Annotated in this window: 22 protein-coding genes; 7 read left to right on the forward strand and 15 right to left on the reverse strand. The window is 72.3% G+C overall.

Annotation, left to right across the window (positions count from 1 at the left end):
• Positions 1–16 precede the first annotated feature (16 nt).
• Positions 17–664 (forward strand): DUF4360 domain-containing protein, encoded by a 648-nt coding sequence (locus tag ACZ52C_RS02190; RefSeq protein WP_469072980.1) that lies wholly within the window; start codon positions 17–19, stop codon positions 662–664.
• 376 nt (positions 665–1,040) lie between these two features.
• Here ACZ52C_RS02190 and ACZ52C_RS02195 read toward each other — a convergent pair whose 3' ends face one another.
• Together ACZ52C_RS02195 and ACZ52C_RS02200 are read right to left on the reverse strand one after the other, a co-directional pair.
• Positions 1,041–2,231 carry a winged helix DNA-binding domain-containing protein gene (locus tag ACZ52C_RS02195; RefSeq protein WP_469072981.1) on the reverse strand — a complete coding sequence of 397 codons (1,191 nt, stop codon included), beginning with the start codon at positions 2,229–2,231 and terminating at the stop codon, positions 1,041–1,043.
• Between the two features lie 168 nt (positions 2,232–2,399).
• Positions 2,400–3,335, reverse strand: a complete 936-nt coding sequence (locus tag ACZ52C_RS02200; RefSeq protein ID WP_469072982.1) for a phosphotransferase family protein — start codon at positions 3,333–3,335, stop codon at positions 2,400–2,402.
• 198 nt (positions 3,336–3,533) lie between these two features.
• Between ACZ52C_RS02200 and ACZ52C_RS02205 the strand changes: the two genes are divergently transcribed.
• The gene (locus tag ACZ52C_RS02205) at positions 3,534–3,821 is read left to right on the forward strand and encodes a hypothetical protein (RefSeq protein ID WP_192364363.1); all 288 of its coding nucleotides are present in this window, start codon (positions 3,534–3,536) and stop codon (positions 3,819–3,821) included.
• Between the two features lie 49 nt (positions 3,822–3,870).
• Here the strand turns inward: ACZ52C_RS02205 and pspAB are convergent, their stop codons facing one another.
• From pspAB to glnA, 4 genes are all read right to left on the reverse strand, one after another.
• Positions 3,871–4,506, reverse strand: a complete 636-nt coding sequence (gene pspAB / locus ACZ52C_RS02210) for a PspA-associated protein PspAB (protein ID WP_469072983.1) — start codon at positions 4,504–4,506, stop codon at positions 3,871–3,873.
• A gap of 6 nt (positions 4,507–4,512) precedes the next feature.
• Positions 4,513–5,445: a zinc metalloprotease HtpX gene (gene htpX, locus ACZ52C_RS02215; RefSeq protein ID WP_469072984.1), complete on the reverse strand. Its 933-nt coding sequence runs from the start codon at positions 5,443–5,445 to the stop codon at positions 4,513–4,515.
• Between the two features lie 120 nt (positions 5,446–5,565).
• A complete protein-coding gene (locus tag ACZ52C_RS02220) occupies positions 5,566–5,823 on the reverse strand; it encodes an SCO2583/SCO2584 N-terminal domain-containing protein (RefSeq protein ID WP_045555415.1) in 258 nt (85 codons plus the stop codon).
• Positions 5,824–5,938: 115 nt separating this feature from the next.
• On the reverse strand, positions 5,939–7,348 hold the full coding sequence (gene glnA, locus ACZ52C_RS02225; protein WP_045555412.1) for a type I glutamate--ammonia ligase: 1,410 nt from the start codon (positions 7,346–7,348) through the stop codon (positions 5,939–5,941).
• A 198-nt stretch (positions 7,349–7,546) separates the two neighbouring features.
• Here glnA and ACZ52C_RS02230 point away from each other — a divergent pair, with 198 nt between their 5' ends.
• Positions 7,547–8,014, forward strand: coding sequence for an RDD family protein (locus ACZ52C_RS02230; RefSeq protein WP_469072985.1), 468 nt, complete (start codon positions 7,547–7,549; stop codon positions 8,012–8,014).
• A gap of 100 nt (positions 8,015–8,114) precedes the next feature.
• On the opposite strand, the gene ACZ52C_RS02235 is transcribed toward ACZ52C_RS02230, so the two are convergent.
• The 4 genes from ACZ52C_RS02235 to lipB all read right to left on the reverse strand — a co-directional run bounded on the left by ACZ52C_RS02235 (position 8,115) and on the right by lipB (position 11,462).
• On the reverse strand, positions 8,115–8,816 hold the full coding sequence (locus ACZ52C_RS02235) for a DUF4191 domain-containing protein (RefSeq protein WP_033527459.1): 702 nt from the start codon (positions 8,814–8,816) through the stop codon (positions 8,115–8,117).
• A 126-nt stretch (positions 8,817–8,942) separates the two neighbouring features.
• Positions 8,943–9,146: an SCO2195 family GlnR-regulated protein gene (locus ACZ52C_RS02240; protein ID WP_033527460.1), complete on the reverse strand. Its 204-nt coding sequence runs from the start codon at positions 9,144–9,146 to the stop codon at positions 8,943–8,945.
• A gap of 336 nt (positions 9,147–9,482) precedes the next feature.
• The gene (lipA, locus tag ACZ52C_RS02245) at positions 9,483–10,448 is read right to left on the reverse strand and encodes a lipoyl synthase (protein ID WP_469072986.1); all 966 of its coding nucleotides are present in this window, start codon (positions 10,446–10,448) and stop codon (positions 9,483–9,485) included.
• A 222-nt stretch (positions 10,449–10,670) separates the two neighbouring features.
• The gene (gene lipB / locus ACZ52C_RS02250; RefSeq protein WP_469072987.1) at positions 10,671–11,462 is read right to left on the reverse strand and encodes a lipoyl(octanoyl) transferase LipB; all 792 of its coding nucleotides are present in this window, start codon (positions 11,460–11,462) and stop codon (positions 10,671–10,673) included.
• A gap of 399 nt (positions 11,463–11,861) precedes the next feature.
• Between lipB and ACZ52C_RS02255 the strand changes: the two genes are divergently transcribed.
• Entirely contained in the window at positions 11,862–13,301 is a 1,440-nt protein-coding gene (locus tag ACZ52C_RS02255) for a regulator (RefSeq protein ID WP_469072988.1), read from the forward strand.
• Between the two features lie 152 nt (positions 13,302–13,453).
• Here the strand turns inward: ACZ52C_RS02255 and ACZ52C_RS02260 are convergent, their stop codons facing one another.
• Both ACZ52C_RS02260 and ACZ52C_RS02265 read right to left on the reverse strand, forming a co-directional pair.
• Positions 13,454–14,851 (reverse strand): NAD(P)/FAD-dependent oxidoreductase, encoded by a 1,398-nt coding sequence (locus ACZ52C_RS02260; RefSeq protein WP_469072989.1) that lies wholly within the window; start codon positions 14,849–14,851, stop codon positions 13,454–13,456.
• A 350-nt stretch (positions 14,852–15,201) separates the two neighbouring features.
• A complete protein-coding gene (locus ACZ52C_RS02265) occupies positions 15,202–16,125 on the reverse strand; it encodes a TIGR01777 family oxidoreductase (RefSeq protein ID WP_469072990.1) in 924 nt (307 codons plus the stop codon).
• A 104-nt stretch (positions 16,126–16,229) separates the two neighbouring features.
• On the opposite strand from ACZ52C_RS02265, the gene ACZ52C_RS02270 reads away from it, so the two are divergent.
• The gene (locus ACZ52C_RS02270; protein WP_469072991.1) at positions 16,230–16,718 is read left to right on the forward strand and encodes a GNAT family N-acetyltransferase; all 489 of its coding nucleotides are present in this window, start codon (positions 16,230–16,232) and stop codon (positions 16,716–16,718) included.
• 25 nt (positions 16,719–16,743) lie between these two features.
• Here the strand turns inward: ACZ52C_RS02270 and ACZ52C_RS02275 are convergent, their stop codons facing one another.
• Entirely contained in the window at positions 16,744–17,928 is a 1,185-nt protein-coding gene (locus ACZ52C_RS02275) for a MarP family serine protease (RefSeq protein WP_469072992.1), read from the reverse strand.
• Positions 17,929–18,416: 488 nt separating this feature from the next.
• Here ACZ52C_RS02275 and ACZ52C_RS02280 point away from each other — a divergent pair, with 488 nt between their 5' ends.
• Both ACZ52C_RS02280 and ACZ52C_RS02285 read left to right on the forward strand, forming a co-directional pair.
• Entirely contained in the window at positions 18,417–19,196 is a 780-nt protein-coding gene (locus ACZ52C_RS02280) for a peptidoglycan recognition protein family protein (RefSeq protein ID WP_469073412.1), read from the forward strand.
• A gap of 117 nt (positions 19,197–19,313) precedes the next feature.
• A complete protein-coding gene (locus tag ACZ52C_RS02285; RefSeq protein ID WP_469072993.1) occupies positions 19,314–19,598 on the forward strand; it encodes a hypothetical protein in 285 nt (94 codons plus the stop codon).
• Positions 19,599–19,619: 21 nt separating this feature from the next.
• Here ACZ52C_RS02285 and ACZ52C_RS02290 read toward each other — a convergent pair whose 3' ends face one another.
• Together ACZ52C_RS02290 and ACZ52C_RS02295 are read right to left on the reverse strand one after the other, a co-directional pair.
• A complete protein-coding gene (locus tag ACZ52C_RS02290) occupies positions 19,620–20,138 on the reverse strand; it encodes a DUF4240 domain-containing protein (RefSeq protein ID WP_469073413.1) in 519 nt (172 codons plus the stop codon).
• Positions 20,139–20,199: 61 nt separating this feature from the next.
• Positions 20,200–21,216, reverse strand: a complete 1,017-nt coding sequence (locus tag ACZ52C_RS02295) for a helix-turn-helix transcriptional regulator (protein WP_469072994.1) — start codon at positions 21,214–21,216, stop codon at positions 20,200–20,202.
• Positions 21,217–21,282 lie beyond the last annotated feature (66 nt).

Raw genomic sequence — 21,282 nt, forward strand, 5'->3', positions numbered from 1 at the left:
GATAGGAGAACCCCCCATGGTTCGTGGTCTCCTCCTGGGTGGCGCAGTGGCCGCCCTGTTCACCAGTGCGCTACCCGCGCAGGCCGAGTCCCCGTTCGAGGACCCGCCCCCGGACAAGATCGTCATCAAGGTCGCCACGGTGAACGGCTCCGGCTGTCCCCAGGGCACGGCCGCAGTCGCCGTCTCACCGGACAACACCGCGTTCACGGTGACCTACAGCGACTACCTCGCCCAGGTCGGCGGCGGCGCCCCGTCCACCGCGTTCCGCAAGAACTGCCAGCTCAACCTGATCGTCCATGTGCCCGGCGGCTTCACCTACGCCATCGCCAGCGTGGACTACCGAGGCTTCGCCTCCCTCCAGCGCGGCGCGAGCGGTGTGGAGAAGGCCTCGTACTACTTCCAGGGATCCCCCGACACGGCGGCCCGGACCCACACGTTCAACGGCCCGATCGAGGACAACTGGCAGGCCACGGACGAGACCGACTGGGCCCAACTGGTCTGGGCGCCCTGCGGGGTCGAGCGCAACTTCAACATCAACACCGAGCTGCGGGTCAACCGGGGGTCCTCGCCGGCGAGCAGCACGAGCTTCATGACGATGGACTCGACGGACGGCGACATCAGCACGATCTACCACTTGGCCTGGAAGGAGTGCCCCGAGGCGTGAGCCGTGACGCCGGGTGCCCCGTCGCTGTGCGGGCACCCGGCGTTCGGGCCGGTGTTTCGTCCGCGGGCCCGGTGGGGCTTCTCGCGCAGTTCCCCGCGCCCCTGAAAAGCAGGGGCTGCGCCCCGTTGCCTTTCAGGCCCGCAGCCCCGTTGCCTTTCATGCCCGCAGCCCCCGTTGCCTTTCATGCCCGCAGGGCCGGGGTCTTTCAGGCCCGCAGGGGCCTGATGCTTTTAGGGGCGCGGGGAACTGCGCGAGAAGCCCCCCTCACCCGCACCCGCCGACGAACCCGCACTCCCGAGTCATCACGCGCCCCACCCCTCACCCGCACCCGCACCCGCCGACGAAACCCGCACCCCCGAGCTACCAGGCGCCCCCCTCACCCGCCCGCCGCCAACTCCTTCTCCAGCGGCGTCCGGAACCGCGGCGTGACCCGGGTGCCACCCACCCACCCCCGAAGCCGCGCAGCCTCCTCGCGGATCCTCTCCTCCGCCTCCCGCCCCACCCCGCCCGTGTCCAGCAACCGCCACACGACCTCGCCGTCCGCCAGCTGGGCCCACCCGCCCACCACCCGGCCGTTCCACCACACCGTCGGGCCGACGTTGCCACTGCGGTCGAACAGGGCGGGCCGTATACCGGGGGCGAGGTACCAGTCGCGTTCGCGCCAGCCCATGGCCGTCGGATCGAGCGCCGGGAGCAGCGCGGCCCAGGACTCACCGGAGTCGGGGACCGGCTCCTCGTCCTCGGCGGTCACGAACCCCGTGCCCTCGTCCAGCGTCACGGCCCGCGCCCCGATCGCCGCCAGCGCCCGCCGCACCTCGGTGACCTTCCACCCCGTCCACCACTTGAGGTCCGCCTCGGTCGCCGGACCGCAGGCCGCCAGCCACCGGCCCAGCAGCGACGCCTGGGCCTCGGCCACGTCCAGCTCGGGATGGGCGGGGGCCACGGCCCAACGGAACTGGCTCGACGTCCAGGAGCCGAGCGGCCTGCCCCGTACGACTCCGCCCTCGACCCCCAGCACCCTGAGCAGCCGGGTGGAGACGGTGTGCGTCCCCTCGTAGCTCTTGCCCGCCGCGTACACGAACCGCTCCCGCAACCTCGGTTCGTCCTCGGCGAGTTCGGACGCGGTGGCCTGACCCCGGCGGGCCAGCGCGGCCAGCGCCGACTCCTCGACATCCTTCAGCCAGGCCGCGTCCGGGGCTCCGGCCGCCGCCATGTCCTTCAGCAGCGCGGCCCGCTCCCGCGCGGCGACCGTGAGGCCGGTCGAAGCGTGCACGACGGCGGTCAGCTCCGTGGGGAACACGAACACGGTGTGCCGCATGCCGTGCATCCGCACGAGCGTCCGGTCCGCGTAGAGCGCCCGCTCGGTCTCGGTCACCGTCCGCGCGGCGTCGGCGAGCCGCGCGCCCACGGCCAGGAACACCGTCGCGGGATCCGAGCCGTGCAGCGCGACGAGCGCGTCGGCCACCTCCTCGGGACCCGCCGCCCGCGCCGATCCGGCCAACCGCTGCCGCAGTCCCAACCGCACGCGCCGCTCGTCCGCCCCGACGTACCGTCGCCCGTCACCCATACCGACCGCCTCCACCCGCACGCCGCGTCCCGCCCGGGAAGCCCCGCGTCCCCGGCGCTCCCGCGAGCCCGTCACATCCGCCGAGAGCCTCGAACACCGCCGGACCCGGGCCCTCCACCCCCATCCTCCCGCCCCCCACTGACAACGCGCGGCGCTCCGGGTGCCTCCCTACGCGTACCGCTCCAGCACCCCGCCCACATACGCCTCCAGCCGCGCCCCCAGCACCTCCGCCGTCAGATCCGTCCGCCCCAGCTCCCGCCACGGCCCCGCCAGCTTCTCCGCGTCGGGCGCGTACGCGAGCGCGTCCAGCAGCAGCCAGTACACGTGGTCCCGGTCCCGCGAGAGCCGGCGCCCGCCCCGCGCCTCGTACCGCGCCCGGAACCCCGTCCCGTACGCGGCCCCGTACAGCAGCGCCACCGCCGTCGAGCAGTGCGCCACATCCAGATCGGCGGGCCCCCACGAGGTCTCCACCCAGTCCACCACCCCGCCGACCCGCAGATCACCACAGGCGCCCGCGCCTGTGAACAGCACGTTCCCCGGATGGAAGTCCCGGTGCAGAAAACACCCCTCGTACGCGGGCGCCTCTCGCCGGATCACGTCCACGGCCCGTTCCCACAGCGGACCGCCGGGCGTGGTGACCCGTTCGGGCGAGGTCCAGGCCTGGTAGGTGCGAGGCCGTTCCTCCGGTACGACCGCGTGGATCCGGGCGAGCTGCCCGGCGAGCAGGTCCAGCCGGCTCTCCAGGTCCGCGTCCTCCGCGATCCGCACGGACCCCGGCAGCAGGGACATCAACAGCGAGGGGTGGTCGGCCAGTTCGGCCGTCGGGTCGACGGCGTGCAGGAGGGGCGTGGGAATGCCGTCGTACGGGGCGAGCAGGGTGAGCATGTCGGCCTCGCGGCGCAGCAGCCCCGGCGCGTGCAGCCGGAAGAACGGTCTCACGAACGACCGCAGGACAAGATCCGTCCCGTCGTCGAGTTCCAGCCGACGCATCCGCGACGTCCAACCGCCGCGCAGATCGGTCCAGTTCCGCACGGAGCGGCCCGCGGGGAGCCGCTCGGCCACCCACGCACGGGTCGCCGCCCACTCCTGATCATCGAATGTCATGCGGCCAGCATCGCCGACGAGGGGCGCCGGCCTCCCCGATAAATGGGATGCCCCGGCACCCGCCGCACGAGCATCCTGGAAACGCGGAGCGAAGGCCCCCGGAACGCCGGGCCCGTGCACGACGGGCACCGCCCTCCGGCCCCGGGACCACTCTTCCCCGCAGGTCATCACCCACGCCACGCCCCGAGGAGTCCCGTCATGGGCACCGTGATCCTTTCGGCGACCGCGGTTCTGGTCGTCATGGGTTTCTCCGACAACATCCTCTGGCTGGCCGCAGTCGCCCTGCTCTACCTGTACGTCCGCCACGGTCGCACGGGGGGAGGCTCGGCGCCGTCGGGCCCCCCGGCGGCCGGCGGCTCGGCCCAGCCCGCCTCCTACCGCGCGTACCGCGATCGCCGTGACCAGCAGGCGAAGTGGGAGCGCCGCTACCGCCGCGAACGGCCTTTCGAGACCCGTCGGCAGGAGCGCGACAAGAGCAAGAAGTAGTCATGAGCAGCGACCAGGAGCAGCGCGTGACGGCGTCCCGGGGCCGAGGTCACAGCCCCGGGGCGCCCCAGATCGGGAACCACCGGCTCAGCTCGGGCTCGACCCGCAGCTCGTCCCCGAGCACGGCCCGGACCCGCAGCTCCAGCGCGTTGTCGCGCCGCTGCCCGCCACCCGGCAGCGGCGCGAACGGATAGAACGTCCCACGCTTGTAGAGATAGACGACCCCGAGCCGCGCCCCGCCACCGCCACCCGCACCGACCTCCCCGCCCCCGCCTTCGCCCCCGTCCTCGCCCGTACGGCGGAACCCGACGACCGAGCAGAGCAGTTGCGGCCCGAAGCCGCCGCTCTCCAGGGCGCTGTTGACCGCGTGCAGATCGCTCACCAGCGCGGGCAGGTCCTGCGGAGCGCGCCGGGAGACCAGCCACGAGTAGCCGTACTCGTCCCGCTCGATCCCGACCGGCGGCCCGGTCCGCCCCGCGTCCGCGTCGAGCAGGGCCCGCACCTCTCGCCGTACGCCGTCGAAGGCCGCGCCCTCGACCGTCGCGAAGCACACCGCGCCCGTGCCGGTCGGGGTGAGGGAGACGGCCGCCTCCAGCGCGACGGCCGCTGAGGGGAGGGCGAAGAGCCGGTCGAGGTCGGGCGCGACCGGCTTCGTACGGCCGAGGAGGACGTCCAGCAGCCCCATGCCCGCTCAGCCCTCCTTCCCGGACCCACCGGACCCCGGCGTGGCAGCGGCATCCAACTCCGCCGAGACGCGGGCCAGTTGGTCGAGCCGCTGCTCCAGTGGCGGGTGGGTGGCGAAGAAGTGGGCCAGATGGGGGTGGTCGCCGAGCGCGGGGGTGAAGTAGAAGGCGTTGAAGGCCTGCGAGGTGCGCAGGTCCCGGGTGGGGATGCGCGCGATGTCGCCGGTGACCTTGGTGAGCGCGGAGGCCAGCGCCGAGGGCCGCCCGGTGAGGAGGGCGCCCGCCCGGTCGGCGGCCAGCTCGCGGTACCGGGACAGCACCCGGATCAGCAGGAAGCTCAGGACGTACACCGCGGCGGAGACGCCCATGATCACGCTGAACACGACGGCGGTGTTCTGGTCCCGCCGCCCGCCGAACATGTGCGAGTAGAACGCGGCCCGTACGACGAGCCCGGCGATCACCCCGAGGAACGAGGCGACCGTCATGACGGCGACATCGCGGTGCGCCACATGCGACAGCTCGTGCGCGAGCACGCCCTCCAGCTCGTCCGGCTCCAGCCGCCGCAGCAGCCCGGTCGTCACGCACACCACGGCGTGGTCGGCGTTCCGCCCGGTCGCGAACGCGTTCGGCATCTCCATGTCGGCCACGGCGACCCGCGGCTTCGGCACGTCCGCGACCGCGCACAGCCGGTCCACGACCCCGTGCAGCAGCGGATACGCCTCCGGCTCCACGATCCGCCCGCGCATCGCGTAGAGCGCGACCCGGTCGGAGTACCAGTACTGCGCCCCCAGCAGCCCCGCGGCGATCACCACGACCAGCACCCAGGACCGCAGCAGCGCGATCAGCACGGCCACGAACACGACATAGAGCAACCCGAGCAGAAACATCGTGACCGTCATCCGCACGGCCAGCCGGGGATCACTCCGGAACCGCTCAGACATCCGTACCACCCCGCACTCAGGCAGCAGCTCGTCCCGCTTCCATTGTGCGCCCGGGGATCCCCATGAGGAGGTCACGCGGCGGTCCGGATCGCCCCTCAGCAGGGCAAAGGCCGCAAAGGCTCAGTACGAGGACCGATAGTTGACGTAGCCGATCAGCGCGATCAGCCCCGCCACACACCCGAACACGATCACCGTCGACACCCAGGACGACCGGCGCGGCGTCCTGGGCCCCGGATCGGCGCGGAAGGGCTGCGGTGCGGGCGGGTTCTCCTTCCAGCGGGCCGCGAGCATCCGGGCCCGCGCGGAGGGCTCCTTGTGCTCGGCCCCGTCCGCCCACTTGATGTCGAACTCCCGCTCGTCGTCGTCCTGTTCGGGCATCCCCATGTCTCCCCGTCGTCTCTCGAACAGTCGTGCCAGAACCATACGACGACGCCCCCGTCCCGAGAAACGGGAACGGGGGCGCCGCCGTGAAAACCTACGAACTACGCGTCGATCACACGTCGAAGTACAGCTCGAACTCGTGCGGGTGCGGGCGCAGCTGGAGCGGGGCGATCTCGTTGGTGCGCTTGTAGTCGATCCACGTCTCGATCAGGTCCGGCGTGAAGACGTCGCCCTGGAGGAGGAACTCGTGGTCGCGCTCCAGCGAGTCGAGGACGGCCGGGAGCGAGGTCGGGACCTGCGGGACGCCCGCGTGCTCCTCGGGGGCCAGCTCGTAGAGGTCCTTGTCGATCGGCTCGGCCGGCTCGATCTTGTTCTTGATGCCGTCGAGGCCCGCGAGGAGCAGGGCCGAGAAGGCGAGGTACGGGTTGCCGGAGGAGTCGGGCGCGCGGAACTCGACACGCTTGGCCTTCGGGTTGGAACCCGTGATCGGGATACGCATGGCCGCGGAGCGGTTGCGCTGCGAGTACACCAGGTTCACCGGGGCCTCGAAGCCCGGCACCAGACGGTGGTACGAGTTCACCGTCGGGTTGGTGAAGGCCAGCAGCGACGGGGCGTGCTTGAGGATGCCGCCGATGTAGTAGCGGGCGGTGTCCGACAGGCCCGCGTAACCGGCCTCGTCGTAGAAGAGCGGGGAGCCGCCCGTCCACAGCGACTGGTGGACGTGCATGCCCGAGCCGTTGTCACCGAAGATCGGCTTCGGCATGAAGGTGGCGGTCTTGCCGTTGCGCCAGGCCACGTTCTTCACGATGTACTTGAAGAGCTGGAGGTCGTCGGCCGCGGCGAGCAGCGTGTTGAACTTGTAGTTGATCTCGGCCTGGCCGGCGGTGCCCACCTCGTGGTGCTGGCGCTCGACCTGGAGGCCGGACTTGGCCAGCTCCAGCGAGATCTCCGCGCGCAGGTCGGCGAAATGGTCGACCGGCGGGGTCGGGAAGTAGCCGCCCTTGTAGCGGACCTTGTAACCGCGGTTGTCCTCCAGCGCACCGGTGTTCCAGGCGCCCGCCTCGGAGTCGATGTGGTAGAAGGACTCGTTCTCCGAGGTCTTGAAGCGCACGCTGTCGAAGACGTAGAACTCGGCCTCGGGACCGAAGTACGCGGTGTCCGCGATGCCGGTGGACGCGAGGTACGCCTCGGCCTTCTTCGCCACGTTCCGCGGGTCACGGGAGTACTGCTCGCCCGTGATCGGGTCGTGGATGAAGAAGTTGATGTTGACCGTCTTGTCACGGCGGAACGGGTCGACGCGCGCGGTCGACAGGTCGGCGCGGAGCGCCATGTCGGACTCGTGGATGGCCTGGAAGCCGCGGATCGAGGAGCCGTCGAACGCGAGCTCCTCGGCCGGGTCGAAGGCCTCGGCCGGGATCGTGAAGTGCTGCATCACACCCGGCAGGTCGCAGAAGCGGACGTCGACGAACTTGACGTCCTCGTCCGCGATGAACTTCTTGGCCTCGTCGGCGTTCTGGAACATCCAGCTCCTCCTACTCCCGACGTCACCTGCCGGGGTGGTAGTTCGTTCGTGCTGCCAGTGCGGTGGCACACGCTGGTCACGACACTAGGGACGGGTGATTTCTCGTACGTGACCCATTTGTTTCGCACAAGTTAACCGGACATCCCGCCCCGCACCCCACCTGTCCGTATGGCAGAACGGTCGCAGTACCGTGGTCGGGTGGACAAGAGGCAAGCAATCGGATCGTGGCTCTCCGGCCCCCGCGACGCCGCGGAGGCGGCCGGAGTCGACTTCGGATACAGGGGGCAGCAGCTCGGTCTGCCGGAGGAGGGGTCCGGCTCCATCGCCCGCCCCGGCCGCCGTCTCGGTGCCCTGGCCGTCGACTGGGGTCTGTGCCTCTTGATCGCATACGGCCTGATCACCGACGGCTACGACCAGGCCACCAGCAACTGGGCCCTGCTCATCTTCTTCCTGCTCCACGCCCTGACGCTGGGCACGGTCGGCTTCACACCCGGTAAGCGCCTCTTCGGCCTGCGCGTCGTCGCCCAGGACACCGGCACGGTGAACCCCTGGCGCGCCCTGGTCCGCACCGCCCTCCTCTGCCTCGCCGTCCCGGCCCTGGTCTGGGACCGCGACGGCCGCGGCCTGCACGACCGGCTGGCCCGCACGGTCGAGGTCAGGATCTGAGGCTCTCGCGCACATACGACTGTCACACGTACGACCACGCGTACGACGATGGGGGGCGCCCGGATTGATCCGGGCGCCCCCCATCGTCGTACTCATGTCGTCAGCGGGCCTTCGGGCCGCCCTTCGGCATGCGCATGCCCTTGGGCATCGGGCCCTTGGGAAGCGGCATGTTGCTCATCAGATCGCCCATGGCGCGCAGCCGGTCGTTGGTGGCGGTCACCTGGGGGCCGGAGAGGACACGCGGCAGCTTGAGCATGGTCGTGCGGAGCTTCTTCAGCTCGGTCTGGCCCTCGCCGGTGCCCACGACCAGGTCGTGCACCGGGACGTCCGCCACGATGCGGGCCATCTTCCGCTTCTCGGCGGCCAGCAGGCTCTTCACCCGGTTCGGGTTGCCCTCGGCGACCAGGACGATGCCGGCCTTGCCGACGGCCCGGTGCACCACGTCCTGGCTGCGGTTCATCGCCACCGCGGGCGTCGTGGTCCAGCCACGGCCCACGTTGTCCAGGACCGCTGCCGCGGCACCCGGCTGGCCTTCCATCTGCCCGAACGCGGCCCGCTCGGCCCGCCGTCCGAACACGATCGCCGTCGCGAGGAAGGCGAGCAGGAGGCCCAGGATGCCGAGATAGATGGGGTGACCGATCAAGAAACCGATCGCGAGGAAGACACCGAAGGTGATGATTCCGACAGCCGCGAGTACAAGACCGATCTTCTTGTCGGCCCTGCGGGTCATCTTGTACGTCAGAGCGATCTGCTTGAGTCGCCCGGGGTTCGCAGCGTCCGCTGCGGGTTCCTTCCTCGCCATGGCACGAAGTCTACGTGTCCGGGGAAGCGACGACGACGGCGGTGCCGGTGGGGACCGGGGACCGGCGGCTGCGCTGGGGAAGCGGCGCCGGGCGGCGGCGGTGCCGGCGTGGTGCGGCGGCCGTCGTCAGGAGGTGCGCGAGGCGACGGCCGCCTCGAGGACGCGCTCGGTCTCGACGCGGTCCTTGGCGCGGCGGCGGTCCTCCAGGACGGAGGTCCAGGCATTGCGACGGGCGGTGCGCTGACCACTGCTCATGAGCAGCGACTCGACGGCACGGAGTGCATCGGTGAACGACGGGATCGCTGTGGCACGAACGGGTGCGGCCTGCATGGGAGGTCCCCCCTCGGGATGGCTGCTCTGGCTAGGACCCTGTACCGGGCGTGAAACCAGGGTCACTCATTGGTGTTACCAGGGCATGACCGACCGGTCAAACGCCAGTGAAGCCTTGCTGCGCGGCCTTTAAACCTCGACGCGGCCCTGACGCTGCCCTCTATCTGCGAGGACGGTCAGGACCGCGGTCAATCGGCCATTACCGACGAGTAGCCCCTTGTGCTCAGATTCACACGAATCGGGTGGCACTCCGTGCCATTCGGCCTAGCGCCAGGAGCAGGCCTGGAAGGGGTCAGGAACGGCCAGGGGCGGGCCTGGAAGGGGCGGCGAGCGGGGTCAGACGGCCTGCGACGCGACGTACGTGCCGCGCTTCTCGACGGCCATCTGGTACAGCCGGCCGGCACGGTACGAGGAGCGGACCAGCGGTCCGGACATCACACCGGAGAAGCCGATCTCGTCGGCCTCCTGCTTCAGCTCGACGAACTCCTGTGGCTTGACCCAGCGCTCCACGGGGTGGTGCCGGACGCTCGGGCGCAGGTACTGGGTGATGGTCACCAGCTCGCAGCCCGCGTCGTGCAGCTGCTTGAGCGCCTCGCTGACCTCCTCGCGGGTCTCGCCCATGCCGAGGATCAGGTTGGACTTCGTGACCAGACCGTAGTCACGGGCCTCGGTGATGACCTTCAGGGAGCGCTCGTAGCGGAACCCGGGGCGGATGCGCTTGAAGATCCTGGGGACCGTCTCCACGTTGTGCGCGAAGACCTCGGGGCGGGAGGCGAAGACCTCCTCCAGCAGCTCCGGGACGGCGTTGAAGTCGGGCGCCAGCAGCTCGACCTTGGTCTGGCCGTCCGCGCGCTGCGCGGTCTGCTGGTGGATCTGGCGCACGGTCTCGGCGTACAGCCAGGCGCCGCCGTCCTCCAGGTCGTCGCGGGCGACGCCGGTGATGGTGGCGTAGTTCAGGTCCATGGTGACCACGGACTCGCCGACGCGGCGGGGCTCGTCGCGGTCCAGCGCCTCGGGCTTGCCGGTGTCGATCTGGCAGAAGTCACAGCGCCGGGTGCACTGGTCCCCGCCGATCAGGAACGTGGCCTCACGGTCCTCCCAGCACTCGTAGATGTTGGGGCATCCGGCTTCCTGGCAGACGGTGTGGAGCCCCTCGCTCTTCACGAGGCCCTGCATCTTCGTGTACTCGGGGCCCATTTTCGCCCGGGTCTTGATCCACTCGGGCTTGCGCTCGATGGGGGTCTGGCTGTTCCGGACCTCCAGGCGCAGCATCTTGCGTCCGTCGGGTGCGACTGCGGACACATCGGCTCCCTGTGCTTCGATTCTTCGGCGTCCACCAGGGTACGCCCGTACGGTTCTCGGTCCCCGGGGTGGGCAACCTTCGGCTTCGGGGTGACATTCCCTCGCCGTTTCGGGCGAAGAGCTCGGGGCGCAGCCCCGGCTTTTCAGGGGCGCGGGGAACGGCGCGAGAAGCCCCACCGGGCCCGCGCCCGACAACGCGCCTCGGCCCCGCCCTGGCCCCGGCTACGCCGACGCCCGTTCCACCACCCGCGGCTTCAGGTCCGCGTTCTCCAGCACCTCCCGCAGATGGCGCTCGACCACCGGCAGCACCTCGGCGATCGTCACGTCCCGCCCCAGCTCGCCCGCGAGCGACGCCACCCCCGCGTCCCGGATCCCGCACGGGATGATCCGGTCGAACCACTTGTTGTCCGGGTTCACGTTCAGCGCGAAGCCGTGCATGGTGACCCCCTTCGCGACTCGGATCCCGATCGCCGCGATCTTCCGGTCCTCCCGCCGCTGCCCGGCGTTGGAGGGCGCGTACTCCGGCCCGTTCATCCGGGGGTCGAACTCGTCGTCGGTCAGCCGGGGGTCGAGGTGCAGCGACAGCCCGCCGAGCCGCTGCTCGACCGGATCGCCGAGCACCCACACCCCGCTGCGGCCCTCGACCCGGGTCGTCTCGACGCCGAACTCCGCGCACGTACGGATCAACGCCTCCTCGAGACGGCGCACATGGGCCACCACGTCCACCGGCCGGGGCAGCTTCTGGATCGGGTAGCCCACCAGCTGCCCCGGGCCGTGCCAGGTGATCTTGCCGCCGCGGTCGACGTCGATCACGGGGGTGCCGTCGAGGGGGCGCTCGTTGTCGGCCGTGCGCCGCCCGGCCGTGTAGACCGGCGGGTGCTCGAGGAGCAGCACGGTGTCGGGGACCTCGTCCGCGAAGCGCGCCGCGTGCACCCGGCGCTGCTCGTCCCAGGCCGCCTGGTACTCGACGGCCTCCGTACCGAACCCCATGCGGACGAACCGCAACCCACTCACGGCAAGCGCCTCCCTCGGCGGTACCGCCGAGCGGCGGCACCGCGATAGCCCTGTGGCTCTGTCAGGCGCGTGACGCGCCCAAGCCACTGTACGACCGTACGACCGCGACCTGTTCGAGCGGTCTCCGCCGGCCGTCGTACGGGGCGCGGGGGTGCGGGCCGACGCTCGTCGTACGTCGTGGCCGCCGGGCGTACGAGGGGCTCAGCCGGCGCATGTCGGAGACCGGCCACGTCAGCCGTGCGGCAAATCCTCACACGATCGGATGAATGGTTGCGGAAGTGTGCGATCGGGTGCTTACTCTCCGCTACATTCGCGCCGTTCACCAGGCCGCAAAAGGCTTCTCACCAGGCAATCCGGGAAACCCCGCCGACACCCGGAAGGCAGGAGACCGCACCGCAGATGACGGAACGACCCGCGCAGCGCACCCCCAACCGCCAGCTCGCCGCCCTCATCGCAGAAGCGGGGTTCTCGAACGCGGGACTAGCGCGCCGTGTGGACCAGCTCGGTCTCGAACACGGCCTCGACCTCAGATACGACAAGACGTCGGTCACCCGCTGGCTGCGTGGTCAGCAGCCCCGGGGGACGACACCCGCACTCATCGCCGAGGTGTTCACCCGCCGCCTCGGCCGCCGCCTCACCGCCCAGGATCTCGGACTGGACGCCTGCGCCCCGGTCTACGCGGGCCTGGAGTTCGCCGCGACCCCCGAGGAGGCCATCGACATCGTCGGCGGCCTGTGGCGCAAGGACTCCGGCAGCCACGCCGAACTCCGCAAGATCGCGTTCACCCCGGCCGGGCTGGTCGTCCCCAGCCGCGACTGGCTGATCGGCCGCGCCGACGACCGGGTGGGCCGGGGTGATCCGGGCGCCACCCGGGTCCCCCCGCAGGGCCGCCCGGCCGTCCCCCGGCAGCGCAGCCAGACCGAGCGCGGCCCCGGCCAGAAGGTCACCGGCGGGGACATCGCCGCCCTCCGCTCGGTGGGCGAGCTGTTCCGCGCCCTCGACGACGCCTACGGCGGCGGCCACGCCCGCCAGGCCCTCGTGCGCTACCTGGAGCACGAGGCCGAGCCCATGCTGCGCGGCGCCTACGGCGAGCAGATCGGCCGACGGCTGTTCGCGGCCGCCGCCGACCTGACCCGGCTGGCCGGCTGGACCTCGTACGACATCGGCGCGCACGGGCTCGCCCAGCGGTACTTCGTGCAGGCGCTCAGGCTGGCGCAGGCGGCGGGGGACCGGGCGTACGGGGCGTACGTGCTCGTCACGATGAGCCGGCAGGCGGTCTACCTGGGGCACGGGCGGGAGGCCGTGCAGCTCGCGCGCGTCGCCCAGCAGGGCGTCGGGTCGGCCGTGCCGCCGGTGGTGCAGTCGCTGCTGCACTCCGTCGAGGCGCGCGGGCACGCGGTGCTGGGCGAGGTGCGGGCCTCCACGGCCGCGCTGGTCCGTGCCGAACGCGCCCTGGAGACGGCCCGCCCCGGGGACGAAGTGCCGTACTGGGCGCGGTTCTTCGACGAGGCGCAGCTCGCCGACGAGTTCGGCCACAGCCACCGCGACCTCCAGCAGTACCGGGCGGCCGCCCAACACGCCGAGCGCTCCCTGCAGTTGCGGGCTCCCGCCTACGCCCGCAGCCGCCTCTTCTGCCGGGTCGTCCTCGCCTCCGCCCGCCTCGGCCTCGGCGAACTCGACCAGGCCTGCCAGCTCGGCGCGGAGGCCGCGGGCCAGGCCGCGGAGATGCGGTCGGTCAGGGCCGTGGAGTACGTCCGCGACTTCGAACGCCGCCTGGAGCCGTACCGGGACGCCGCCCCGGTCCGGGGCTACCGGGACAAGGTGGCGGCGCTGATGTAGGCGCGCGGCAGACGACAGGGGCGCCCGGCGGAAACTCCGGGCGCCCCTGTGCCGTTCAAGCCGTCCACGCCGCCCCACGAGGCTCCTGGGGCCGTGGACGGGTCTCCACGGGCCCCCATGGGCCCCGGTGGCCCCGGTGGCCCCGCGCGGTCTCACGCGGCCGTTTCCAGCGGCTCCTCCAGGAACGTGGGGTGGGCGTCCAGGTCGGTCAGGACGGCGTGGGCGGCCCGGCGGGCGGAGTGCAGCGCGCCCTGCACGGTGCTGGTGTCGCGGTGGTCGCCGCAGACGTAGAGACCGGCGAGGAGCCGCACCGGACGCCGCAGATCGTGCGGCGCGGGCATCGCGGGGACCGCCTCGGGGACGTGGTACGCGGCGAGCAGCTCCCAGCGGGTCGTGGACGTCCGGTAGAGACGGGCCAGTTGGGCACGGACCGTGGCGTCGAGGTGCGCGGCGTCCGGGGGAGTGCCGAGGACCGTGGAGGTGATCAGGGCGCGGCCCGCCGGAGCCCGGCTCGGGTCGACCTGGCTGATCACCGCCGTGTGCGAGACGGGTCCGCTGCGGTCGGCGTCGAGGAGCAGCGCCGGTTCGGCCGACGGGGGCTCGTCCGTGGCGTGGTGCAGGACCGTCACCGGGTGGAACCCCGGCACGCGCAGACCGGGGAGCAGAGCGGCGGCGGACCGGGCGTCCGTGGCCAGCACCACGGCCCGGCAGGCGAGTTCACCGTGGTCGGCCGTGGTCACCGAGGTCGTGCTGATGGCGGTCGCCCGCACCCCCGTGCGGACCGAGCCCGGGGGCAGCGCGGCCGCGAGGAGTTCGGGCAGGGTGTCGGCGCCGCCCTCCGGGACGCAGAGCCGGCCGGTCGCGTACGTGTGCAGGGCCAGATCGGCGCAGCGGCTGGAGGTCGTCAGCGCCGGGTCGGCGAGCAGCGCGGTCAGCAGGGGACGGACGAAACCGTCGATCGTCCGGGGCGGGAAACCCCGGGTCGCCAGGGCCTGGGAGGCCGGGACCTCCGCGCGGGCGAGGAGCCGTTCGGGCGCGGTCGCGGCGAGCCGGGCCAGCGCCATGGCCAGCCGGGACTGATCGGCGGGGGCGCCCAGCCGGCCGGGTCGGGTGCCCGTGGAACGGGCCTGCGCGCGGCCCTGGTTCCTGGGGAGCCTGGGGGCGCTTGCGAGGGCGCGCGCGGCCGTGAGTGCGCCCCTCGCGCTTCGCAGGACGGGGGTGGCGCCGGCCCGCTGATGGCGCCCGTCGGAGTGCAGCAGGACGCCGGGGGCGAACGGGCGCAAGGGCAGCATCTCCATGCCCGGGGTACGCCGCAGTTCCGGGTACGACGTGGACAGCAGATGCGTCGTCCGGTCGAGACGGAAGCCGTCTATCTTCTCGGTCGACATACGGCCGCCGACGGCGGGGGCGGCCTCCAGGACGAGGGTCCGCAGACCCGCCCTGGTCAGATGTCCGGCCGCAGCGAGGCCGGCCACGCCGGCTCCTACGACGATGACGTCCACGTCCCGCGTGTCCGCCTGGTACGCCGACTGGTGCACCGACTCAAGCACGTGCCCCTCCCGAGGTCGCGCGGCTGCGGGGACGTTATGCCCCCAACACCCATCTGAAATACCTGAGTTCGGCACGAGAGTGAAGGTGGGGGCGGGTCCCGGGGAAGGAGCGTGTGACCTCGCACGGGGGCATGGGCGGGGGGTTCGTGCGCCGGGCGTCCGGGGGGCGGCGGTTGTCGGGCGGGTGCGGCTGGGTGGGGGCCGTTCGCGCAGTTCCCCGCGCCCCTCAAGGTCCTACGGCCCTTTCGGGCCGAAAAGGCAGGGGCGCAGCCCCGCCTTTTCAGGGGCGCGGGGAACTGCGCGACCAGACCCCACCGGGCCCGCAGCCGGAAACGCACCCCCGCCGCCCACTACCCCCCGGCCGCCACCCGAATCGCGTCGTCGATCTCCGGATACGTGAACGTGAAGCCCGACTCCAGCAACCGCTTCGGAACCGCCCGCGTGCTGCCCAGGACATCACCGGCGACGCCCCCGAGGGCGAGCCGCAGCGCGGGCGCCGGCACCGTGAACAGGGTGGGCCGGCGCAGCACGCGCCCCATCGCCGCCGTGATCTCCCGGTTGGTGCGCGGGGTCGGCGCCGTCAGGTTGAACGGCCCGGACAGGGACGGCGTGAAGAGCAGGTGCCGCAGCGCCGCGACCTCGTCGTGCAGGGAGATGAAGCTCCAGTACTGGCGGCCGTCCCCCATCCGCCCGCCCAACCCGGCCTTGAACAGCGGGAACAGCGGACCCCAGGCACCCCCGCCCCGGGCCACCACCAGCCCCGTACGGGCGAACGCCGTACGGATCCCGGCCTCCCGCGCGACCCCGGCCGCCCCCTCCCACTCCACGCACAGCGCGGACAGGAACTCCGCCCCCGGCTCCGCCGACTCGTCCACCACCCGGTCACCCGTGTAGCCGTAGAACCCGATCGCACTGCCGTTGACGAACACGCTCGGCGGGGTGTCGAGGGCGGCGGCGGCCTCGGCGAGCGTCCGGGTGCCGCGTACCCGGCTCTCGCGGATCGTCGCCTTGTACGCGTCCGTCCAGCGGCGGGACGCGACCCCCGCGCCGGCCAGGTTCACGACGGCCGCGCACCCCGCGAGCCCCGCCCTGTCGACCCGGCCCGCGTCCGGGTCCCAGCGCACCTCGCCCCGGGCCCGGGGCTCCCGTCGCACGAGCCGGAGCACCTCGTAGCCGTCGGCGGTGAGGGAACGGTCCAGAGCCGAACCGATCAGGCCGGACGCACCGGCGATCGCGATACGAGAACCGGGCGGAACGGGCGATTCATCGGTCATGCCCACCATCCTGCCCGGCGGACGGCGCGGGCGTGGGACCGGGGCGACCGCACCGGCGCGAACCGGCCGCCCGGCCGCCGTGCCACGGTCGTACAGTGACCGCCATGCCCGTTCCGCACATACGCCTCGCGACCTCGGACGACGAGGACACGCTCGGTCGTCTCGACCGCGAGACCTGGTCCACCCTGCACTCCGTCCAGGAACGACCCACACAGCCGCACGAGCCGTTCTTCAACGAGCGTTACGGCCCCCACGACCATCTGGTGGCCGAGATCGGCGGCGACGTCGTCGGGTACATCCGCCTCGCCCTGCCCTCCCGACTCGCCTGCCACGCCCATGTCCGCCAGATCCAGGGTCTGGCCGTCGCGGACGAGGCGCGGGGCTCGGGGGTCGCCCGTGCCCTGCTGCGCGCCGCGCAGGACGAGGCCCGCCGACGCGGCGCCCGCCGGCTCACCCTGCGGGTCCTCGGCCACAACACCCCCGCCAGGAAGCTCTACGAGTCCGAGGGCTTCGTCGTGGAAGGCGTCCTGCCGGAGGAGTTCCTGATCGACGGGGCCTACGTGGACGACGTGCTGATGGGCCGTCGGCTCTGAACAGCCCCGCTCAGACGTGACCGCGTCACGAGGTCACGAGCTCGCCCGTGTCCACCGCCGCCGTCGCGTTCGCGGCGCGCTCCGCGTCGGGGAGGACCTCGTCCACGGTGAGCACGTAACCCGTCTCCGCGTCCGAGGTGGAACGGGCGAAGACGACGCCGAAGACCCGGCCGTCGGTGGTCAGGAGCGGGCCGCCGGAGTTGCCGGGGCGCACGGTGGAGCGGATGGAGTAGATGTCGCGGGTCACCGAGTCGGTGTTGTAGATGTTCCGGCCGGTCGCGTCGATACGGCTGGCGACCGTGGCCGCCTGGAGGTCCAGGCCGCCGTCCTCCGGATAACCGGCCACCACCGCCGCGTCACCGCGCCCTGCGCTGTCGTCGAAGCGCAGCAGCGGGGCCCTCAGACCAGGGACGTACAGGACCGCCACGTCCTTGTCCGGATCGAACAGCACCACCTTCGCCTCGTACGCCTTGCCCACACCGCCCACCCGCACGCTCGGCTCGTCGATGCCGGCCACCACGTGGGCGTTGGTCATCACGTGCTCGGTGGCGTACGCGAAGCCGCTGCCCTCGCGGCCCTGGGTGCCCGCCACGCCCTCGATCTTCACCGTGCTGCGCTTGGCGGCGCCGGTCGCGGCCGCGGTGACGCTGTCGCCGGAGGGTTTGGCCACCTCGGCCGTCGCCTCGTTCTCGAAGGGGTTGAAGACCTGCGGGAAGCCGGCCTCGGTGAGCGCCGAGGTGGCGTCGGAGAACCAGGCCGGGGTGGTCTCCGGCATGGTGTTCTGCACGGCGCCGAGCAGCGCGGAGTTACGGATCGAGTTGGTCACCACCGCCGACGAGGAGGCTGCGAGGACGCTCGCGGCCACCCACGCCACGATCAGCACGGCGACCGTGTTGGCCGCGGCCCCGCCGACACCGTCGGCCACCCGCAGCGGACTGCGGTCGATCTCCCGGCGCAGCCGCAGCGCCAGCCGGCCGGCCAGCTCGTGCCCGATCACTCCCGGGACCAGGACCGTCAGCACCGCCGTGACCGTCGCCGCCGGGGTGCCCGCCTCCACCAGCTCCATCATCCAGGGCAGCACCCAGACACCGATCGCCGCGCCGCCCACGAAACCGGCGAGGGACACACATCCCGCGACCAGGCCGCGACGGTAACCGGACGCCGCGTAGGCCAGGATCACCAGCATCAGCAGGATGTCGAGCACGTCCACTCCGACCGCCTCTCTCTAGGGACCCTGTAGTACGCGCGGCACGGGTGCAGTGATCAGCTGTGAGCGCACCGCACCCCGGGTGGGGCCGCGCGAACCGGCCACCACCGTGCCGCGTGTGCCCCGAAGAGTGAAAACGCCCCGGACCACGGCGTTGGTTCCTTCCGCTTCCACCGGGTGGCCCACTCCACATCGCGGCCGGCGTACATCCGGGTGACTCTGGGGCCATGCGTGTGTTCCGGATGTCGCGGGGGGCGCGAATACGGCGGCTGCTCCGTGCGGGGCGCCGCCGCACACGGACCCCGCGCGCCCCGGACCCGTCCCGGCGGCGGCCGCGCCGGTCCCACGACGGCATTGGCCCGGCCGCCGACGGCACGGGCCCGGCCCCGGGCGCGGCCCACGACCGCACGCGACCGGCCCACGACCGCACGCGACCGGCCCGCGAGCGTGCGCGACCGGCCCGCGAGCGTGCGCGCCGGGTGCGGGAGCGGATGCGCCTGGCCCGGGAGCGTGTGGACCTGCCCCGGCCCGTCCTGATGCTGCTGGCCTGTCTGCCCGTGCTGGCGACCGTCCTCGCCCTGGTGCTGTACGCGATCGGCGCGGACCGTTCGGCCGGGCGCACCGACGGGCCCGCCGCGGCCGAGCCCGCGCCGCCGCACCGGGCGCCCCGGCCCCCCATCGTGCCCAGGGCCCGCTGGCTGGAGAAGGAAGCGCCCAGCCGGCCGGCCGCCCGCTACGACGACGAGGTCGCCGCCGTCTTCATCCACCACACGGACTCCCCGAACGGCTACGACTGCGCCGACGCGCCCCGCATCATCCGCGGCCTCTACACCGGCCAGACCGACGCCAAGCACTGGGACGACATCGGCTACAACTTCCTCGTCGACCGCTGCGGCACCATCTACGAGGGCCGCGCGGGCGGCGTCGACCGCCCCGTCGTCGGCGCCCACACCCAGGGCTTCAACCACCGCACCTCCGGTATCGCCGCGCTCGGCACCTTCACCGCGGGCGTCCCCGTCCCGCAGGCCATGACCGACGCGATCGCCGCGCTCGCCGCCTGGAAGCTGGGACTCTCCGACATCGACCCCCGGGGCAGCGTCCGGCTCACCTCCAGCAACAGCCTCAGCCGCTACGCCGCCGGCACCACGGTCCTGCTGCCCACCCTCGCGGGTCACAGCGACGGCTACATGACCAGCTGCCCCGGGGAGGCCCTCGCCGAGCGCCTCCCCGCGATCCGTGAACTGGCGGCCCGCCTCCAGGGCCGCCCCTGACCCCTCTGTTCGCCCGATCGCTCATCAGGTTCACAGACAGCGCGCCCCCGCCTCACAGAGTTCTCCCAGATCCGCGCCCTACCTTCATGGTCGTCACACCGACCGGAGGTGGGGAAAATGATCGGCAGCCGTACGAAGAACACGTCCCGTGACGCGAAGAAGTCCTGGGCCTCGGCCCTGCGGAGCCCATGGACGGTGGCCTGCGCGACCGTCGTCGTCGTGCTCGGCCCGTCCGCCGTCACCGCGTCCGCGCTGGAACGCGCCAACTCAGCGCCCCCGCACGGGGCCTCGGCCCCCGAACACCCGGCCCCGGGCAAGGAGCGACGCCACCACGGCGGCCCGTACACCACCGAGCAGTACGCCTACCTGCCACGCACGCCGCACCGCGGACTGCGCGTCTGACCCCGAGGGTCCCCGGCCGGCCTAGGGCCGGAAGCGCTCCCAGAGCTTCGGGCAGCGTTCCGCGAGCGCGGAGTCGTCCTCGAAGTCGAGCGGGGTCCCCTCGGGTTCGCCGGGCGGGGGCGGGATGCCGAGGTCCGGGGCGACCACACCCGTGAGCTGCTCGTACGCCTCGTCCGCGGCGTACCCCAGCTCCTCGGCGTCCCCGTCGATCTCCTCGTCGAAGTCGTCCAGCAGATCGGCGAGCGCGTCGGGGTCGTGCACCGCCCCCTCGAACACCTCCCGGCCCTGGCCGATCAGCCAGCACCGGAAGAAGTCGAACGCGTCGTCACTGGCACCGCCCAGCAACACCGTGGCGGCGCCCCAGAGATCCCAGGTGTACGCGCGGTTGTAGCGGGACTCGAAGTGCCGGGCGAAGTCCAGGACCGCTTCCGGGTCCAGCCGGCCGAGCCGTTCCACGAGCAGGTCGGCCTGGTCCTCGGGATCGCCCTCGGCGTCCTCGCGGGCCGTGTCCACCAACTCCCAGAACTCCGTCTCGTCCATCACTGGTCCAGCATCGGGCCTGGGCGGGTGGGACGCACGTGGAGAACGACCCATTCTTGGGTCACGAAGCCTCGTACAGCTCGGCCAGCCGGCGCGCGTCGTCCGCGAAGCGCTCCCGCAGCGCGGAGGGAGCCAGCACCTCGACCTCCGCTCCCAACGCGGTGAGCTGGGTGTACGCCACGTCCTCCGACTCCACGCGGAGGGCCACGGTCACCCGGCCGTGCTCGTCGGGGGTGTCGGCCACGGCGCTCAACGCGTCGCGGGCCGAGACGGGATCCACGACGTGCGGCAGCCTCCGCACTCCCTCCGCCGACAGCCGCACGACGACCTCGGCGCGCAGGATCGACCTGGCGAATCGTTCCGCCTGCTCGTCCCAGTGGGCCGGCAGATCGAACGCCTCGTCACGGGTGAAGCGCTCGTCGACGGTGTCGACGCCGGTGAAGCGATCGATGCGGTAGGTACGGAAGACCCCCGCACCCGGCCGGGCGCCGGGGCCGGAGGGCGGTTCCGCGTCGGGAACACGGGCGCACAGGTACCAGACGCCCGCCTTGAGCACGAGACCGTACGGCTCCAGGGCGCGCTCGACCTCGGTGTGACGCTTGCGGTACCGCGCGACGATCCGGCGGTCGTCCCAGACCGCGTCCGCCACGGTGGGCAGCAGCTCGGGTGTCTTCGGCTCCTTGAACCAGCTCGGCGCGTCGAGGTGGAACCGCTGGGAGGCCGTGCGGGACGCGTCACGCAGGGAGGGGAGAAGGGCGGCCGACACCTTCAGCCGGGCGGCGGAGGCCGCGTCCTCCAACCCCATCTCCCGCAGCGCGCCCGGCACACCGCTGAGGAACAACGCCTCGGCCTCGGTGCGGGCCAGTCCCGTCAGCCGGGTGCGGTATCCGCCGATCAGGCGATAGCCCCCGGCCCGCCCCCGGTCCGCGTAGACCGGGACCCCCGCCTCCGACAGCGCCTGGGCGTCCCTCGTCACCGTCCGCTCGGACACCTCCAGCTCCCGCGCGAGTTCGGCGGCGGTCATGGAGGGCCGGGACTGAAGCAACAACACCATCTTGATCAGCCGGGCAGCACGCATGCGGCCATGATGCCGGTCCGGGTGACAAAAGGGGGTGGGTTGTCGGGTGCGTTCTTCGGGCGCGGG

Source organism: Streptomyces sp. NPDC034049, assembly GCF_055575575.1.

Coding starts and splice junctions, on each gene's coding strand:
- ACZ52C_RS02190 (WP_469072980.1), top strand. CDS start 17: ATGGTTCGTGGTCTCCTCCTGGGTGGCGCAGTGGCCGCCCTGTTCACC.
- ACZ52C_RS02195 (WP_469072981.1), bottom strand. CDS start 2,231: ATGGGTGACGGGCGACGGTACGTCGGGGCGGACGAGCGGCGCGTGCGG.
- ACZ52C_RS02200 (WP_469072982.1), bottom strand. CDS start 3,335: ATGACATTCGATGATCAGGAGTGGGCGGCGACCCGTGCGTGGGTGGCC.
- ACZ52C_RS02205 (WP_192364363.1), top strand. CDS start 3,534: ATGGGCACCGTGATCCTTTCGGCGACCGCGGTTCTGGTCGTCATGGGT.
- pspAB (WP_469072983.1), bottom strand. CDS start 4,506: ATGGGGCTGCTGGACGTCCTCCTCGGCCGTACGAAGCCGGTCGCGCCC.
- htpX (WP_469072984.1), bottom strand. CDS start 5,445: ATGTCTGAGCGGTTCCGGAGTGATCCCCGGCTGGCCGTGCGGATGACG.
- ACZ52C_RS02220 (WP_045555415.1), bottom strand. CDS start 5,823: ATGCCCGAACAGGACGACGACGAGCGGGAGTTCGACATCAAGTGGGCG.
- glnA (WP_045555412.1), bottom strand. CDS start 7,348: ATGTTCCAGAACGCCGACGAGGCCAAGAAGTTCATCGCGGACGAGGAC.
- ACZ52C_RS02235 (WP_033527459.1), bottom strand. CDS start 8,816: ATGGCGAGGAAGGAACCCGCAGCGGACGCTGCGAACCCCGGGCGACTC.
- ACZ52C_RS02240 (WP_033527460.1), bottom strand. CDS start 9,146: ATGCAGGCCGCACCCGTTCGTGCCACAGCGATCCCGTCGTTCACCGAT.
- ACZ52C_RS02255 (WP_469072988.1), top strand. CDS start 11,862: ATGACGGAACGACCCGCGCAGCGCACCCCCAACCGCCAGCTCGCCGCC.
- ACZ52C_RS02265 (WP_469072990.1), bottom strand. CDS start 16,125: ATGACCGATGAATCGCCCGTTCCGCCCGGTTCTCGTATCGCGATCGCC.
- ACZ52C_RS02270 (WP_469072991.1), top strand. CDS start 16,230: ATGCCCGTTCCGCACATACGCCTCGCGACCTCGGACGACGAGGACACG.
- ACZ52C_RS02280 (WP_469073412.1), top strand. CDS start 18,417: ATGCGCCTGGCCCGGGAGCGTGTGGACCTGCCCCGGCCCGTCCTGATG.
- ACZ52C_RS02285 (WP_469072993.1), top strand. CDS start 19,314: ATGATCGGCAGCCGTACGAAGAACACGTCCCGTGACGCGAAGAAGTCC.
- ACZ52C_RS02290 (WP_469073413.1), bottom strand. CDS start 20,138: ATGGACGAGACGGAGTTCTGGGAGTTGGTGGACACGGCCCGCGAGGAC.
- ACZ52C_RS02295 (WP_469072994.1), bottom strand. CDS start 21,216: ATGCGTGCTGCCCGGCTGATCAAGATGGTGTTGTTGCTTCAGTCCCGG.